Origin of the sequence: Actinomadura fulvescens (genome assembly GCF_039533225.1) — a bacterium.
Classification (GTDB): domain Bacteria; phylum Actinomycetota; class Actinomycetes; order Streptosporangiales; family Streptosporangiaceae; genus Spirillospora; species Spirillospora fulvescens.
In genome coordinates this window covers 1-15140 of record NZ_BAAATD010000002.1, presented here as the reverse complement: position 1 = coordinate 15140, position 15140 = coordinate 1, and the positions used below count along the sequence as shown (strand labels likewise).

At 70.1% G+C, this 15140-nt stretch carries 13 protein-coding genes and 1 rRNA gene; 8 read left to right on the top strand and 6 right to left on the bottom strand.

The genetic code is table 11. The annotated features are described in order from the left end of the window. Positions 1–68 precede the first annotated feature (68 nt). Together ABD333_RS07170 and ABD333_RS07165 are read right to left on the bottom strand one after the other, a co-directional pair. Positions 69–2579, bottom strand: coding sequence for an ABC transporter permease (locus ABD333_RS07170; RefSeq protein ID WP_344538920.1), 2511 nt, complete (start codon positions 2577–2579; stop codon positions 69–71). Beyond that, positions 2576–3430, bottom strand: coding sequence for an ABC transporter ATP-binding protein (locus ABD333_RS07165; protein WP_344538918.1), 855 nt, complete (start codon positions 3428–3430; stop codon positions 2576–2578). Before ABD333_RS07165 ends, ABD333_RS07170 begins: the two co-directional genes overlap by 4 nt. Before the next feature lie 227 nt (positions 3431–3657). Between ABD333_RS07165 and ABD333_RS07160 the strand changes: the two genes are divergently transcribed. The 4 genes from ABD333_RS07160 (at position 3658) to ABD333_RS07145 (ending at position 8066) form a co-directional block, all read left to right on the top strand. Next, complete coding sequence (locus ABD333_RS07160; RefSeq protein ID WP_344538916.1) at positions 3658–4395, top strand: TetR/AcrR family transcriptional regulator; 738 nt, start codon at positions 3658–3660, stop codon at positions 4393–4395. Between the two features lie 143 nt (positions 4396–4538). Further along, positions 4539–5558 carry an AurF N-oxygenase family protein gene (locus ABD333_RS07155; protein ID WP_344538914.1) on the top strand — a complete coding sequence of 340 codons (1020 nt, stop codon included), beginning with the start codon at positions 4539–4541 and terminating at the stop codon, positions 5556–5558. Between the two features lie 2 nt (positions 5559–5560). Continuing rightward, on the top strand, positions 5561–7066 hold the full coding sequence (locus ABD333_RS07150) for a flavin-containing monooxygenase (RefSeq protein ID WP_344538912.1): 1506 nt from the start codon (positions 5561–5563) through the stop codon (positions 7064–7066). Between the two features lie 181 nt (positions 7067–7247). Beyond that, positions 7248–8066, top strand: coding sequence for an SDR family NAD(P)-dependent oxidoreductase (locus ABD333_RS07145; protein WP_344538910.1), 819 nt, complete (start codon positions 7248–7250; stop codon positions 8064–8066). Between the two features lie 354 nt (positions 8067–8420). Here the strand turns inward: ABD333_RS07145 and ABD333_RS07140 are convergent, their stop codons facing one another. From ABD333_RS07140 to ctaD, 3 genes are all read right to left on the bottom strand, one after another. Further along, the gene (locus ABD333_RS07140) at positions 8421–9545 is read right to left on the bottom strand and encodes a PP2C family protein-serine/threonine phosphatase (RefSeq protein WP_344538909.1); all 1125 of its coding nucleotides are present in this window, start codon (positions 9543–9545) and stop codon (positions 8421–8423) included. A 106-nt stretch (positions 9546–9651) separates the two neighbouring features. Further along, positions 9652–10332 (bottom strand): class I SAM-dependent methyltransferase, encoded by a 681-nt coding sequence (locus ABD333_RS07135; RefSeq protein ID WP_344538907.1) that lies wholly within the window; start codon positions 10330–10332, stop codon positions 9652–9654. 91 nt (positions 10333–10423) lie between these two features. Continuing rightward, a complete protein-coding gene (ctaD, locus tag ABD333_RS07130) occupies positions 10424–12091 on the bottom strand; it encodes an aa3-type cytochrome oxidase subunit I (RefSeq protein WP_344538906.1) in 1668 nt (555 codons plus the stop codon). A 234-nt stretch (positions 12092–12325) separates the two neighbouring features. Between ctaD and ABD333_RS07125 the strand changes: the two genes are divergently transcribed. The 4 genes from ABD333_RS07125 to ABD333_RS07110 all read left to right on the top strand — a co-directional run bounded on the left by ABD333_RS07125 (position 12326) and on the right by ABD333_RS07110 (position 14972). After that, positions 12326–12826, top strand: coding sequence for a 2-thiouracil desulfurase family protein (locus ABD333_RS07125; RefSeq protein ID WP_344538904.1), 501 nt, complete (start codon positions 12326–12328; stop codon positions 12824–12826). A gap of 56 nt (positions 12827–12882) precedes the next feature. Further along, positions 12883–13833 (top strand): hypothetical protein, encoded by a 951-nt coding sequence (locus ABD333_RS07120; protein WP_344538902.1) that lies wholly within the window; start codon positions 12883–12885, stop codon positions 13831–13833. 399 nt (positions 13834–14232) lie between these two features. Then, positions 14233–14694 (top strand): hypothetical protein, encoded by a 462-nt coding sequence (locus tag ABD333_RS07115; protein WP_344538900.1) that lies wholly within the window; start codon positions 14233–14235, stop codon positions 14692–14694. Beyond that, complete coding sequence (locus ABD333_RS07110) at positions 14691–14972, top strand: hypothetical protein (RefSeq protein WP_344538898.1); 282 nt, start codon at positions 14691–14693, stop codon at positions 14970–14972. The genes ABD333_RS07115 and ABD333_RS07110 overlap by 4 nt, the downstream gene beginning before the upstream one ends. 43 nt (positions 14973–15015) lie before the next feature. Here ABD333_RS07110 and rrf read toward each other — a convergent pair. Beyond that, positions 15016–15132: ribosomal RNA gene (gene rrf / locus ABD333_RS07105) — 5S ribosomal RNA — on the bottom strand. Positions 15133–15140: the final 8 nt, after the last annotated feature.

The window sequence follows — 15140 nt, the reverse complement described above, 5'->3', positions numbered from 1 at the left end:
GGGCGCCACGAGCCGGCGGTGGTCCATGGGCCGTCCTTACGGCGCGGCGGTGGTCCATGGAGCGGTCCTCACGGCGCGGCGATGGCGGTGAGGGCGGCCAGCCTGGCGGCGCGCCGGGCCGGCCGGATCGCCGCCAGGACCCCGGCCAGCGCGCCCACCAGCACGATGATCGCCAGGGGCAGGGCCTGCGCGGCGAACGGGTTGCCCAGCGCCCGGGTGAGCGCCCAGCCGAGGAAGACCCCGAGGCCGACGCCACCGGCGGTGCCGAAGAGGGCGACGATCACCGACTCCCAGCGCACCATCGAGCGCACCTGGGCACGGGTCGCGCCGACCGCCCGCAGCAGGCCGAGCTCGCGGGTGCGTTCGTGGACCGACAGCGCCAGCGTGTTGGCGATGCCCAGCAGGGCGATGATGATCGCCAGCGCCAGCATCGCGTACACGATGCCGAGGAAGGCGTCCATCTGCTCGGTCTGGGCGGCGACATAGGCCTCCCGGTCCTGCACCGTGGGCGCGCCGTACGGCTTGACCAGCGTCTCGATGGCCCGCTGGGCATCGGCCGCCGAGGCACCGGGCTTGAGCTCGACGAACGCGACGCGGTCGAGGGCCTGGCGGTTGTGCGCGTTCCAGGCCGTGCGCGGCATGAGGTAGTCGCCCGCCACATCGTCCTTCCGGTAGATCGCGCCGATCGTGAACGTCTGCCTGGAGCCGTTCGCGAACGTCACGGTAACGGCCGAGCCGACCCGCCAGTCGTGGTCGTCGGCGGCGTCCCGCGACACCGCGAAGGTGTCGGCGGTCGCGAGGCTGCCGCCGTCCTCCACGTCCAGCGTGAGCACCTTGCCGAGACGCGCCGGATCCGCGATCCGTACGTCGGCGTTGTCGGCGCCGACGCGGACGGCGCCCTGCCCGAGCCCCGCCGCGTTCGCAACCTGCGGCAGCCGCGCGACCTCGTCCGCGACCTGCGGGCTGAACCCGCCCTGGTCGTTCGACCCGGCGTTCACGACGAGCGCGCCGTGGAACGACCCGGCCACGCCGTCCTCGGCCGACGCGCGCAGCGATCCGGCGAAGACCGTCATCAGCGTGACGACGCCGACCCCGACCATGAGCGCGGTCGCCGCCCCGGCGGTACGGCGCGGGCTGCGCGTCGCGTTCCCGCGGGCGAGCACGCCCGGCACGCCGCGCCAGCGGGCCGCGGGGGCGCCGGTGACCGCGGCGGCCGGACGGGCGACCACGGGACCGAGCACGACCATCACGATCAGGCACATCAGCGCCGCCGCGCCCGCGATCGCCATCGACTCGGCGAGCGCGCCCCAGACGGCGCCGCCGACGGCGACCGCCGCCAGCACCGATCCGATGACCAGCCGCGCCTCCGACGGGCCGGGCCGTTCCGCCGCGACCTCGCGCAACGCGGCCAGCGGCGGCACCTTCGCGGCGCGCACCGCCGGTCCGAGCGCCGACAGCAGCGTGACGACCAGGCCGACCGGCGCGGCGATCAGCACCGTGCCGATGCCGATCACCAGACCCTGCGCGGGCAACCCCATGCCGAAGCTCGCGAACAGCAGCTTCAGGAGCGCCGCGCAGCCGAGCCCGCCCGCCAGCCCGGCCGCCGTCGCGACGACGCCGATCGTCAGCGCCTCGGCGGTCACCAGCGTGAGGATCTGCCTCCGGGAGGCGCCGACCGCGCGCAGCAACGCCGACTCGCGGACACGCTGGGCGACCGTGATGGCGAACGTGTTGTGGATGCTGAACGCGGCCACCAGCAGCGCGACGCCGCCGAACGCCGCGAGCGCCGTCCGGAAGATCCCGAGGAACTGGCCGACCCGGTCGCGGTCCTCGGCTGCCAGGTCGTCGCCCGTGACGGCCTCGGCGCCGGACGGCAGCACGGGGCGGACACGTTCGGCGAGCGTGTCCTGGGAGACGCCCGACGCGGCCCGGATCGTCACGGCGGTCACCTTGCCGTCGCCCTGGGTCACGTGCTTTCGCATGCCTTCCAGGGTGAACGCGGTGAAGGAGGTGTCACCGAAGCCGTCGTCATCGCCGAACTTGCTGATGCCGACCACGGTCACCGGCACGCGCCGCGGGGTGAGCACCGCGGTCCGGTCGCCGACCGTCAGCTTCCCGCGGTCGGCGGTGGCACGGTTGATCACGACCTCGTCCGGGGTCCGCGGCGCGCGGCCGTCGATGATCCGGTACGGGTTGAGCTCGGGATCGCTGATCCAGTTCCCGGCGATCCGGGGCCCCTGGGATTCGATGATCTTGCCGTCAGCGGCCAGCGGCTGGCCCGAGGCCTGCACGACCGGCTCGGCCACCGCCACGCCCGCGACACCGCGCACCCGCTCCACGGCCGAGCCGTCGATCTCGCCGCGCAGCATGCCCGGCATGTCGGTGACGGTGGTCGCGTTGCGCACGGTGACGTCGGTGCCCGCGTAGGCGTTGGCGAAGAAGCGGTCGATGCTCTTGGCGAGCGTGTCGCCGAGCACCAGCGTCCCGGTCAGGAACGCCACCCCGAGGAAGACCGCCACCAGCGAGCCGGCCAGCCGCCGCCGGTGACCCCACAGCTCCCTGACCACCAGCCCGGTCATGACCTGCCTCCCAGCTCACCCATGCGGTCCAGGACGCGGGCGGCGGTCGGGTCGGTCATGATGTCGACGACCTGCCCGTCCGCCAGGAAGATCACCGCGTCGGCGTACGCCGCCGCGACCGGGTCGTGGGTGACCATGGCCACGGTCTGCCGCAGGTCGTCCACCGCCTCGCGCAGCAGCCCCAGCACCTCCGCGCCCGAACGGGAGTCGAGGTTGCCGGTGGGCTCGTCCGCGAAGACGATCTGCGGCCGGGTCGCCAGCGCCCGCGCCAGCGCCACCCGCTGCTGCTGGCCGCCCGACAGCTCGGACGGGCGGTGCCGCAGCCGGTCGCCGAGTCCCAGCACCGACGTGATCGAGGCGAGCCACTCCTCGTCCGGCCTGGTGCCCGCGAGCGTCATCGGCAGGACGATGTTCTCCCGCGCGGTGAGCGTCGGGATGAGGTTGAACGCCTGGAACACGAACCCGATCCGCTCCCGCCGCAGGCGGGTCAGCCGCCGGTCCGAGAGCGCGCCGAGCTCCTCGTCGCCCACGAACACCTGCCCGGACGTCGCCGAGTCGAGCCCGGCGACGCAGTGCATGAGCGTGGACTTCCCGGCCCCGGAGGGCCCCATGATGGCGGTGAACCGGCCGCTCGGGAGTTCCACGCTGACCCCGTCGAGCGCGCGTACGGCCGTGTCACCCGACCCGTACACCTTGGTGAGCCCGATCGTGCGGGCCCCGGCCGTACCGGCGCTCGTCGCGCCGGTCGGCGTCGCGCCGGCCCGTGTCGCCCCCGTACGCCTCGTCGCGCCGGTACCCCGCGTCGCGCCCGTCTCGTGGACGGCACGCCTTGCTTCCCCTGCGTTTCCCATCACTGCGTTCCCATCGCTGGCTTCTGCATGCGGGGATCGTCGTCGCAGGGTTCCCGGGGCGTCGTCGGGTGAGGAGAGGCATCATCGCTGCGCCCTCCGGCGCACATGCCGCCGCGCCGCTACGCCCCCGGGCGTAGGGCCCGTTCATTGACCGGGCGTCCAATTGTGATGCGCGCAACATACAAGCAGGCTTGCTTGCTTGTAAGTGCGCTCGTACCGTCATAGCTGTGTCAGTAAGCAGCCGCCGGCGCCATTCGCGCAGGCACAGTGGGAGCAGCAGCCGCCGCCGGACCCAGGAGGAACGGCGGTCGCGCACGCAGGCGCGCCTGCTGGAGGCCACCATGGAGTGCCTGGTGGACCTCGGGTGGTCGCGTACGTCCACGACCGAGGTCGCCCGCCGGGCGGGGGTCTCGCGCGGCGCGCAGCAGCACCACTACCCCACCAAGATGGTGCTGGTGGCCGCCTCGCTCGAACACCTCCTGGAGGCGCAGCGGATCGCGTACGAGACCGCGTTCGCGATCCTGCCGCCCGAACGGCGCAACGTCGAGGGCGCGCTCGACCTGCTCTGGGAGGTCTTCCGGGGCCGCCCGGCCAAGGCCCTGATGGAGCTCGCGGTCGCCGCCCGCACCGACGAGGAGCTCCGCCCGCTCTGCCGCGACCTCAACGAACGCATCCTCCAGGTGATCCTGGAGACGTTCGAGCGGCTGTTCCCGAGCACGACGCTGCCGGACGACTTCGTGCCGACCATGCTGCGCGGGATCTTCGCGATGTTCGTCGGCCTGTCGGTGCAGAACGCGCTCGACGACGACGCCGACGGGCACCAGGCGGCCGTGCTGGCGCAGGTCAAGAGCGTCGCCCGGCTCATCATCCCCGCCCCCGGCGTCGCCGGACCAGGCACCGGACCCGACACTGGCACGGGCACTGGGCCGCAGGCGGCCGCGCCGCCGCCGGACGACACCGCCTGACCCGCCTGACCGCCTGACCCTCCTGACCGCCTGACCCGCCCCAGTCCGACCAGACCGATCCCGCTCCGACCGAGACCCGACCACTCCGGCCGTGACCGATTTATTGCGACATTGACAGACATCGCCCCAAGGGAGCGCCCGACATGACGAAAGCCCCCACAGAGCTCGCCGAGGAAGTGCGCGAGCAGGTCAAGGACAAGAAGTCCTACCTCGGCGTCATCGACCGGCTCAACAAGGCCTCGGTGGACAAGCACTGGGAGGCCTACGCCGACATCCCCTGGGACGACCCCGAGTTCCAGGTGGACAGGAACGACCCGCGCTGGGTGCTGCCACCGTTCGACCGGCTCGGCGAGACCGAGTGGTACAAGTCGCAGCCGCCGGAGATCCAGTCGCAGATCGGGCTGTGGCGCGTCGCCACCGCCATGAAGATCGGCCTGCAGTTCGAGAACCTGCTCAAGCGCGGCCTGCTCAACTACGCCTACCGGCTGCCGAACGGGCGGCCGGAGTTCCGGTACGTCTACCACGAGACGACCGAGGAATGTCACCACGGGATGATGTTCCAGGAGTTCGTCAACCGCACCGGGATGCCGATCAAGGGCATGCCGCGGGCGCTGAGCGCGGTCGCCCAGGTGGCGCCGTGGATCCCGCTGGTCAACACCGAGCTGTTCTTCGTGTTCGTGCTCGGCGGCGAGGACCCGATCGACTACGTGCAGCGCAAGTCCCTCAAGGGCGGGCACATCAAGCACCCGCTCGAAGAGACGATCATGAAGATCCACATCGCGGAGGAGGCCCGGCACATCTCGTTCGCCCGGCACTACCTCAAGCACCGGGTGCCGAACATGAACCCCGTCCGCCGGCGCATCCTCGGCGTGGCCACCCCGATCATCCTCGGCGTGATGGCGCGGATCATGCTCTCCCCGCCCGGCCCGATGGTCCGTCACTTCAACATCCCCAAGGACGTCGTCCGCGAGGCGTACAAGAACCCCGCGGCCCAGGCGGAGATCTGCGCCTCGGTCGGCAAGATCCGTGACCTGATGGCCGAGCTCGGCCTGATCAACCGCCGCAACAAGCTGGTGTGGAAGGCCTTCGGCATCTGGGACACGCCCCAGGTCCGCGGCGCCGCCGCCAAGACCGGCGGCGGCGCGCAGGCCAAGGCCGCCTAGCCATGGCCGTCACCCCCGCGGCGGGCCCAGGCGAGGCCTACAAGGTCGTCATCGTCGGCACCGGGTTCTCCGGTCTCGCCATGGCGATCGGGCTCAAGAAGACCGGCACGCACGACTTCGTCATGCTGGAGAAGGCGGACGAGGTCGGCGGCACCTGGCGCGAGAACACCTACCCGGGCTGCGCCTGCGACATCATGTCGCTGCTCTACTCCTACTCGTTCGAGCCCAAGGCCGACTGGTCACGGATGTTCCCCCGGCAGGACGAGCTGCTGGCGTACATCAAGCACTGCGTGGAGAAGTACGACCTGGCGCAGCACATCCGGTTCGGCACCGAGGTGACCGGCGCGGAGTACGACGACGACACCGACACCTGGCGGCTCAGCCTCGAAGGGCCGGGTGCCGAGGCGGGTGAGATCGTCCGCGGCCGGGCGCTGGCGGCCGGGATGGGACCGCTCCACCAGCCGAGCGTCCCCGACCTGCCCGGCCTGGCCTCGTTCGAGGGCACGACGTTCCACTCCGCCGAGTGGGACCACTCCTACGACCTGACGGGCAAGCGGGTCGCGGTGATCGGCACCGGCGCGTCGGCGATCCAGTTCGTCCCGCAGATCGCCAAGCGGGTGCGTTCGCTGACGGTGTTCCAGCGCACCCCGCCGTGGATCATGCCCAAGCCCGACCGCCGGGTCACGGGCGTCGAGCGGGCGCTGTTCAGGCGGGTGCCGGGCGTGCAGCGCGGCTACCGCAACGGCATCTACCTGCTGCAGGAGAGCTTCGTCCTCGGGTTCACGAACCCGAAGCTGATCAAGGCGGCCGGCAACCTCGCCGCCTGGCACCTCCGGCGCCAGGTCCCCGACCCCGAGCTGCGCCGCAAGCTCACCCCCGGCTACACGATGGGGTGCAAGCGCACGCTGGTGTCCAGCGACTACTACCCGGCGCTCATGCGGCCCAACGTGGAGCTGACCACCGAGGGCATCACCGAGATCCGCGAGCACTCGATCGTGACCCGCGACGGCCGCGAGCACGAGGTGGACGCGATCATCTTCGGCACCGGGTTCCACGTGACCGACGCGATGGAGAACGCGCACATCGTGGGGCGGAACGGCCTGAAGATCCAGGACGCCTGGCGGGACGGCATCGAGGCCCATCTCGGCGTCACGGTGGCGGGCTTCCCCAACCTGTTCCTGCTGCTCGGCCCCAACTCCGGCCTCGGCCACAACTCAATGATCTTCATCATCGAGGCGCAGGTGCGGTACGTCCTGCAGTGCCTGCGGATGCTGGACGCGAGCCGGGCCGCGCGGATCTCGGTGCGCCCCAGCGCGCAGGACCGGTTCAACGAGTGGGTCCAGCGCAAGTCGGCGGGCGCCGTATGGGTCGCGGGCGGCTGCTCCAGCTGGTATCTCGACAAGAACGGCGTCAACCGGGCCGCGTGGCCCGCGTCGACCATCGACTACTGGCTGCGGACCCGCAAGCTCTCCCCCGCCGAGTTCCAGCTGGACGGACAAGCGCGGTGACGAAAAACATCCTCAAGGCACAACACGACATCGCTACCGACCAGTAAACTCACGTAATTAACAACTGATCCAATTAGCACGACGCTCCCACCGCGCACTCCGGGCCGGGGCCACTCCCCCCCTCCGCCCCGGCCCGGAACCTCCTCCCGGTGGGATCCCGACTTCGAGCGGAGCCACGCCCATGAACATCGCGATCGTGACCGGAGGCGCATCCGGTATCGGCCGTGCGATCGCCACGTCCCTGGTCGACCGCGGCGACACGGTGATCGTCGCCGACCTCAACGCCACCGGCGCCCAGAAGGTCGCCGACCGGCTCGGCACGCTCGGCCGGGGCCGCGCGATCCCCGCCGCCCTCGACGTCACCGACGCCGACGCCGTCGCCGACCTCTACAAGGGCGTCAAGGCCGAGCACGGCCGGCTCGACCTGGTCTTCAACAACGCCGGGATCTCCATCGGCGGCGCGGCCGAGGAGCTCACCCTCGACCACTGGAACCGCGCCATCGACATCAACCTCAAGGGCGTGGTGCACGGCGTGCACGTCGCGTACCCCATCATGCTGGAGCAGGGGTCCGGCCACATCATCAACACCGCGTCGCTCGCGGGCCTGGTGCCGATGCCGCTGGGCATCCCCTACACCGCCACCAAGCACGCGGTCGTGGGCCTGTCCCTCGGCCTGCGCGCCGAGGCCTCCGGACGCGGCGTCAAGGTCAGCGTGGTGTGCCCGAGCTTCGTCGACACCCCGCTGCTCACCAACGTCAACCCGGACCTGCCCGAGACCTCGATGAGCGGCGACGCCAAGGAGGACATCAAGAAGGCCTCGCCCCGCCTCTACACGGCCGAGAAGCTGGCCCGCGACATCATGCGCGGCGTCGCCAAGAACCAGGCCCTCATCGTGGCCCCGGCCCACGGCCGCGCCGCCTGGCGCGGCGTCCGCCTCAACCCGGCCGCAGCCGTCAAGGCCTCCGCCTTCGCCGTCAACCGGATCCGCGGCAAGTCCTGACCCAGCGCCGCCCGTAGGGACCCCGCACCCTACGGGCGGCCTCCAGCAGGCGCCCGCAGGCGCCCGTCGCTCGCCCGTACGTGAGCGATCGCGGCCCGGCGCGCACGCACGCAAGCGACCGCAGCCCGGCACGCGCCCGCCGCCCGCCCGTGGGCCCCGCAACCGGCGCGCCCGCACCTGAGCGACCGCAGCCCGACGCGCGCCTGCCTGTGGGCGCCCCGGCGGCCAGTCGCACCCGCCCGCAGGCGGGCCGGTGGGCGGCTGCGGCGGCCTGCGGCGAACCGCCTCCACCTGGCCCGCGCCGTTCTGCGCTCCCCCACCCGCTCGCGGTACGTACGCAGCGGCGGGTTGTGGTCAGTGGTCGGCTTGGATGCGTTCGCCTTGACGCGGGGCCGGGACGACGGCGGGTTCGGAACGGACGAGGAGCAGGGCCGCGTCGTCGTGGAGCCGTCCGCCGACATGGGCGCGCAGATCGTCCACCAGCTTGCCGACGAGTCCCCGGGGGCTCTCGTCGTACAAGCCGGCGACCCGGTCGGCGAGCGGATAGAAGCGGCCGCCCGCGTCCCTGGCTTCGGTCACGCCGTCGGTGTAGAGCAGCAGCCGGTCGCCTTCGCGGAGCCGGACGGTCGTGGCGGCGCCCAAAGAGCCGCCCAGGTCGAACAGCCCGAGCGGCGGCGCGAACGGCTCGGCGTCGACGAAGGACACCCGGCCGCCGGACAGCAGCAACGGCGGCGGATGCCCGCACGACACGAATGATGCGGTACGGCCGTCCGGGCCGATCTCGACGAGCAGCGCGGTCACGAACTCCCCGTGAAGCCCGCAGGCCGCCAGGTAGGCGTCGAGCCGTACCGCCATCCCGGCCAGCGACGTCTCGTTGTGCGCCAGCTCGCGGAAGGCGCCCAGCACGTCGGCGGCCTTCTCGACAGCGCTCAGCCCCTTGCCCATCGCGTCACCGACGATGAGCCTCACGCCGTACGGCGTGGCGACCCCCTCGTAGAGGTCACCGCCGACGTGCGCGTGCTCGGCCGCCGCGAGGTAGTGGCTCTCGGCGGCCAGCGGGCCCAGACGCCGCGGCACCGGCCGCAGCACCGCCCGCTGCATGGCCTCAAGCACCGCGCGCAGGTCGGCCTGCGCGCAGTCGCTGCGCTCCTGGCGGCGGCACGCGACCCACATCATCGCCGTGGAGATCGCGATGCCCGCGACGCTGCTCACCACGACCGTCGGCCGGGTCGGTACGTGCATAAGCGCGAGCGGGGCCCCGGCCAGCAGCGCCGCGACCCCGGTGAGCGCCGCGCAGCGCGGGCAGGTCGGCGACAGCGCGGCCAGCGCCGGCACGGCCACCAGCAAGGGCATGACCGTGTACGCGCCGGGCATCACGAGATCGAGGACAAGGATCGCGCACAGCAGGGTCAGCAAGGTGACCGCTGCCGGTACCGATTTACCGCAGTCGGAGCGGGCGGAGTGTTCCGGCCAGGGCATGAAGTTCGCCGTCCTCAAGAGCATGAGACCCCAGAGCGGACGATGGCCGGTCGTGCGGGCCACCGTCCGATGCGGATATCCAACGGTCCGCGCTGCTCGTTCTCCGTCATTTCGGCCAGGGCGCACCCTTTCTGAGAGCGTCGTATCCAACGAAGGTGAAGAGCCTGACCCCGCGTTCGAGCGGCACCGGCTCACCCGTGTAACGGTGCGTTCCGACCCCGTAGACGCCCTCCTCGGGCGGGGACGACCACCGTCGCTCGAAGCCGTGCTTGTCGAACCAGCGATGGATGCGGGGCGTCACGTCGGGCGGCTGGCGGTTGCGCGTCCACACCACGTGCGCGCCCTCCGCGCACAGTTGCGGCAGGAAGGAGATGGTCCGTTCGATGTCGGCGTCGGTCAGGTTGCCGAACACGCCGCAGACCAGCACCAGGTCGGCAGGGACCACCCCGGCGTAGGCGTCGGTGTGGGACGCGTCGCCCACCACCGCCTCGACGTTGGCCAGTCCGGCCGCCTCGATCGCGGCCCGCGCCACGCAGACGTTGTGCTCGTCCAGTTCGATCAGGCGGGCGGCGACGTCGGCGGCGCGCGGGTGATCGGCGAGCACGCCGAGCAGGTCCCGGCCCTGCCCGGCGCATGAGCTCACGGCGACGAACGGCCCGGGCGGCGCCTCGTCCAGCACGTCCCGGATGCGCTGCCGCACGACCCGCAGCCGCCGCGACAACGGCGAACCCGGATCGTCATAGGCGCCATGCCATTCGGCCCAGTCGCGCCCCTCGCCTTCCACCATGTGGTCACGATATTACCGAGAGTGATCGATTTATGGCGGACGTGACGAGGTGACCACTCTAGGTCGCCGCATACCCATTTGAGGCGGACGGCTAGCCGTCGGCGCCGGAGGTGTGCTTGGCCTCCTCTTCCGAAAGCCTCGGGTAGTGCAGGTCGAAAGCAGGCCGTTCGGAACGAATCCGGGGTATCGACGTGAAGTTGTGCCGGGGCGGCGGGCAGGACGTGGCCCACTCCATCGAGTTGCCGTAGCCCCAGGGGTCGTCGGCCTCCACCCGGACGCCGTGCCGCGCGGTCCGGTAGACGTTGTAGATGAAGAACAGGGTCGAGACCCCGAGGATGAACGCGCCGGCAGTCGAGACCCGGTTGAGGACGACGAACTCCTCGGCGTAGTCGGCGTACCGCCGCGGCATGCCCTGCGCGCCGAGGATGTGCTGGACGAAGAACGTGGTGTGGAACCCGATGAACAGGAACCAGAAGTGGATCTTGCCCAGCGGCTCGTTCAGCATCTTCCCGGTCATCTTGGGCCACCAGAAATAGAAGCCCGCGAACATCGCGAACACGACCGTGCCGAAGACCACGTAATGGAAGTGGGCGACCACGAAGTAGGAGTCCTGCAAGTGGAAGTCCAGCGGCGGCGAGGCGAGGATGATCCCCGTCAGACCTCCGAAGAGGAACGTCACGAGGAAGCCGACCGAGAACAGCATCGGCGTCTCGAAGCTCAGTTTCCCTCGCCACATCGTTCCGACCCAGTTGAAGAACTTCACCCCCGTGGGCACGGCGATGAGGAACGTCATGAACGAGAAGAACGGCAGCAGCACCTGCCCGGTCGTGAACATGTGGTGCGCCCAGACCGCCATCGACAGCCCGGCGATCAGGATCGTCGCGCCGACCATCCCGAAGTAGCCGAACAGCGGCTTGCGGCTGAAGACGGGGATGACCTCGGTGATGATCCCGAAGAACGGCAGCGCGATGATGTAGACCTCGGGGTGGCCGAAGAACCAGAACAGGTGCTGCCAGGTCAGCGCGCCGCCGACGGCCGGATCGAACACGTGCGAGCCGAGCCGCCGGTCCGACTCCAGCACCAGCAGCGCCGCCGCCAGGATCGGGAACGCCATCAGCACCAGCAGGCTGGTCAGCAGGATGTTCCAGGTGAAGATCGGCATCCGGAACATCGTCATGCCCGGGGCGCGCATGCCGATGATGGTCGTAATGAAGTTGACCCCGCCCAGGATCGTGCCGAAGCCGGACAGCGCCAGCCCCATGATCCACAGATCCGCCCCGACGCCCGGCGACCTGATGTCGCTCGTCAGCGGCGCGTACGCCGTCCACCCGAACGCGGCCGCCCCGCCCGGCGCGATGAACGAGGCGAAGACGATCAGCCCGCCCATCAGGAACAGCCAGTAGCTGAACATGTTGAGCCGCGGGAACGCCACATCCGGCGACCCGATCTGCAGCGGCATGATCACGTTCGCGAATCCGACGAAGAGCGGCGTCGCGAACAACAGCAGCATCACCGTGCCGTGGATGGTGAACATCTGGTTGAACTGCTCGTTGCTCACCAGCTGCGTGCCCGGCTCCCCGAGCTCGGCCCGGATGACCATCGCCATCAACCCGGCCAGCAGAAAGAACACGAACGACGTGATCAGATACAGGTAGCCGATCACCTTGTGGTCGGTGGTGGTGATCCAGGACACCAGGACGGAACCCCGGGGACGCGGCCGCGGCGGCGCCTCCGGGAGCGGACGGCCGAGCAGGACCATGCCGGACTCCCTGCGGAACGAGGTCCCTTGACTACGGGTCCATTCAACTATTCGCCAGGGCCCAGTGAGACGCAAGACACACTCCTGAACTCCTGAACTCCCGCTCCCCAGCACCAAACCCACCCATTAACCCCACGCCGCAACCCGCCCGCAGAGCGGAGCCGGGCGGAGATCGAGCGCGCGCGGGGCTCGACGGTTGGTCGGTCGAGCAAGGGCTGGTCGTAGGCTGAAGGAGTGGAACGGATCCTGGTGAGCGCCTGCCTGCTGGGGCGGCCGGTGCGCTACGACGGCGCCGCCAAGCGCGTGAACGACGAGATCGTCGAGCGCTGGCGGGCCGAGGGACGCCTGGTCTCGTTCTGCCCGGAGGTGTCCGGCGGCCTGCCCGTCCCGCGCCCGCCCGCGGAGATCGTCGGCGGCGACGGCTCGGCGGTCCTCGACGGCACCGCCACGGTCCGCACCGACAGCGGCGACGACGTGACCGGCGCGTTCCTACGGGGCGCTCGCCTGGCGCTCGAAGCCGCCCGGGGCGCCGGCGCACGGATCGCCATCCTCAAGGAGGGCAGCCCGTCCTGCGGCACGATCCGCGTCTACGACGGCCGCTTCGCCGGGACACTCGTCCCGGGCCACGGCGTCACGACCGCGCTGCTGGAACGCGCGGGCATCCGGGTGTTCAACGAGGACCAGATCGAGGCCGCGGCCGCCTGCCTGAAGGAGCTCGAAACCCCGAGCCCGTAGGCCTTTCCGGACCGTAAGATCGGAGCTACGCAAGGCTCACCCCCGGAGGCTTACGGTTGCGTATCAAACGGGCTTTCGAGTGGCTCTTCCGGTACATCGACGTTCTCGTCGCGCTGACCCTGGCCATCGTGATCCTCGGCCTCGACGTCATCGGTGTGGCCTCCAGCAAGGTCGTCGCGAACGCGACCGTCGCGACCCTCGCCGTCGTGGCGATCGTCCTGCTGCGCGACCGGCAGCGCGGTGACGAGCGGGGCGCCGCCGTGCTGCAGTCCGTCGAACGCGCCAACGAACGGCTCGTGCGGCTGGAACGGAGCGCGGTGGTCCGAGAGGTCACCGGCGACGAGTGCAGCGAGGCCCTGGCGCAGGCGCGCAAGGGCGCGGCCCGGTGGTTCTTCAAGGGCTCGACGGGCACGTTCGTGCGGGCCGTCACACTGCCCGAGTGCGTCGAACGCTCCCGCCGGGCCCGCCGTTCGCTCATGTTCCGCCTGGAAATCCTCGACCCCGCCGACGAGGCGCTGTGCAACCGGTTCGTCGCCCTGCACCAACGCCTGGCGACGCGTCCCGACAGCACCGAACGTTCCTGGACGATGGACGGCACCAGGCGTGAGCTGTACGCGACCGTTCTGGCGGCGTGCTGGCACCAGCAGCGGTACGAACTGCTCGACATCGACGTGCGGCTCTCCTCCACGTTCTCGCTGCTGCGGTACGAGCTGACCGACAGCTGTCTGATCATCACCCAGCGCGGGCCGGAGTTCCCCGCCACGGTCATCGACTGCGGGACGCCGACCTACGACTGCTGGGAGTCGGAGCTGCACGTCAGCCTCCAGCAGGCGCGGCGGCTCCCGCTGCACCGCGTCCGGGACATGCCGCTCAGCGAGGAGCCCACCACCGAGGAGATCCGCGCGCTCTTCCGCGCCCTGGACCTGGAACTCCCGGCCGAGTACGACGAGGACGACGTGATGGAGCTCGGCAAGATGAGCCTCGCGACCCCCAACCCGTACTCGTAGGTCGAGAAGGCCGCCGGGCGAGCGATTGAGACGGCTGTCACCGGCCTTCGAGACCACCCTCTACAAGTCGGCTGCACCCTGACCCGGCGATGACCAGCGCGATCGCCTGGTCAAGCGTCGATGGCCGGCTCCAGGCTCACCAGCACGGCGAAGGCAGACAACGTCATACCCCTCAACCCGTACACCCGCAGGAGCCGAAACAGCGGCGACCGCTCTACGCGGCGAGTGGTCCACCGAAACCCAACTACGGGTAGCCATTTGGGCCGGCGACGATAGCCATTCCAACACTCCGGCAACCCGAGAACGAACAATGCCCCTGCGCACCAGAGCCTGCGTCGACTTATCCACAGAAGAGGGAAGTCCTGGTGCCGCGGCTGCGAGGACGCCAGCCTGATGTCCATGAGTCACAAGGACGATCCATCGCTGGCTGTAGTCCACGAAGAGGCTCAGCGCGGGCTGGACACTCAGGACAAGACCTCTGAACGCATCGACACGAAGGCAGCGGCTACTCTCGCGTTCACCGGCTTGCTGATAACGCTCACCCGCCACGACGAGCGGTTATTCGTCTCCGCTGGCCGGATCACCGCGGTGGCTGCCGCCGTGATAGCCCTCGGCGCGTTCTTTCCGTGGCCACGTCGGCGCATGCTGGAGCTCAAGCGACTGCGCCGATACCTCGCCAAGGAGGCCGCCGAGACGACTCGTTACCTGGTCCTCCTCAAGACCGGTTATGAGGACAGAATCGCTTCCGAAATCTCCCAGCGACGCCTTGCGTTGCGGATGGCTCTGATCCTCGTCGTCGTTTCAATGACACTCATCGCCCTCGGCGCTACGCTGAGTGATACACGGGAGGTAGTGCGATGAGAGTGATCAGGCTTCGCCCTAGAGAATGTCCCGAGGAGCCGTGGCCCAAGGACATCCTGCGGTCATTTGGTGACGGCGAAAAGATCGACTGGGCTAAGGAGATCGGCACCAGAACGCGCTACGACCGCATGACGGTCGAGCTCTTCACCCGGTGGCACGAGTGGGCGAGGACGGGCGTCGAACCACCGCCCTGGGGACGGGTGCGCCGCATCTTCTGGAAGATCCGGAAGCGCCTGGAGTACGACCCCGACACCGTTCCCAAGAACTCCCAAAAATAAGAAAGGCCCCGCCATGGTGGCGGGGCCTTTCCTTTAATGAAGTGTCCGGCGGTGTCCTACTCTCCCACACAGTCTCCCGTGCAGTACCATCGGCGCTGAAGGGCTTAACTTCCGGGTTCGGGATGGGACCGGGTGTTTCCCCTTCGCCATAACCACCGAACGACCAAC

What these genes read in the sequence shown, in the direction of transcription:
- ABD333_RS07170 (WP_344538920.1), bottom strand. Translation starts at nt 2,579, where the DNA reads ATGACCGGGCTGGTGGTCAGGGAGCTGTGGGGTCACCGGCGGCGGCTG.
- ABD333_RS07165 (WP_344538918.1), bottom strand. Translation starts at nt 3,430, where the DNA reads ATGGGAAACGCAGGGGAAGCAAGGCGTGCCGTCCACGAGACGGGCGCG.
- ABD333_RS07155 (WP_344538914.1), top strand. Translation starts at nt 4,539, where the DNA reads ATGACGAAAGCCCCCACAGAGCTCGCCGAGGAAGTGCGCGAGCAGGTC.
- ABD333_RS07150 (WP_344538912.1), top strand. Translation starts at nt 5,561, where the DNA reads ATGGCCGTCACCCCCGCGGCGGGCCCAGGCGAGGCCTACAAGGTCGTC.
- ABD333_RS07145 (WP_344538910.1), top strand. Translation starts at nt 7,248, where the DNA reads ATGAACATCGCGATCGTGACCGGAGGCGCATCCGGTATCGGCCGTGCG.
- ABD333_RS07140 (WP_344538909.1), bottom strand. Translation starts at nt 9,545, where the DNA reads ATGCCCTGGCCGGAACACTCCGCCCGCTCCGACTGCGGTAAATCGGTA.
- ABD333_RS07135 (WP_344538907.1), bottom strand. Translation starts at nt 10,332, where the DNA reads ATGGTGGAAGGCGAGGGGCGCGACTGGGCCGAATGGCATGGCGCCTAT.
- ctaD (WP_344538906.1), bottom strand. Translation starts at nt 12,091, where the DNA reads ATGGTCCTGCTCGGCCGTCCGCTCCCGGAGGCGCCGCCGCGGCCGCGT.
- ABD333_RS07115 (WP_344538900.1), top strand. Translation starts at nt 14,233, where the DNA reads ATGAGTCACAAGGACGATCCATCGCTGGCTGTAGTCCACGAAGAGGCT.
- ABD333_RS07110 (WP_344538898.1), top strand. Translation starts at nt 14,691, where the DNA reads ATGAGAGTGATCAGGCTTCGCCCTAGAGAATGTCCCGAGGAGCCGTGG.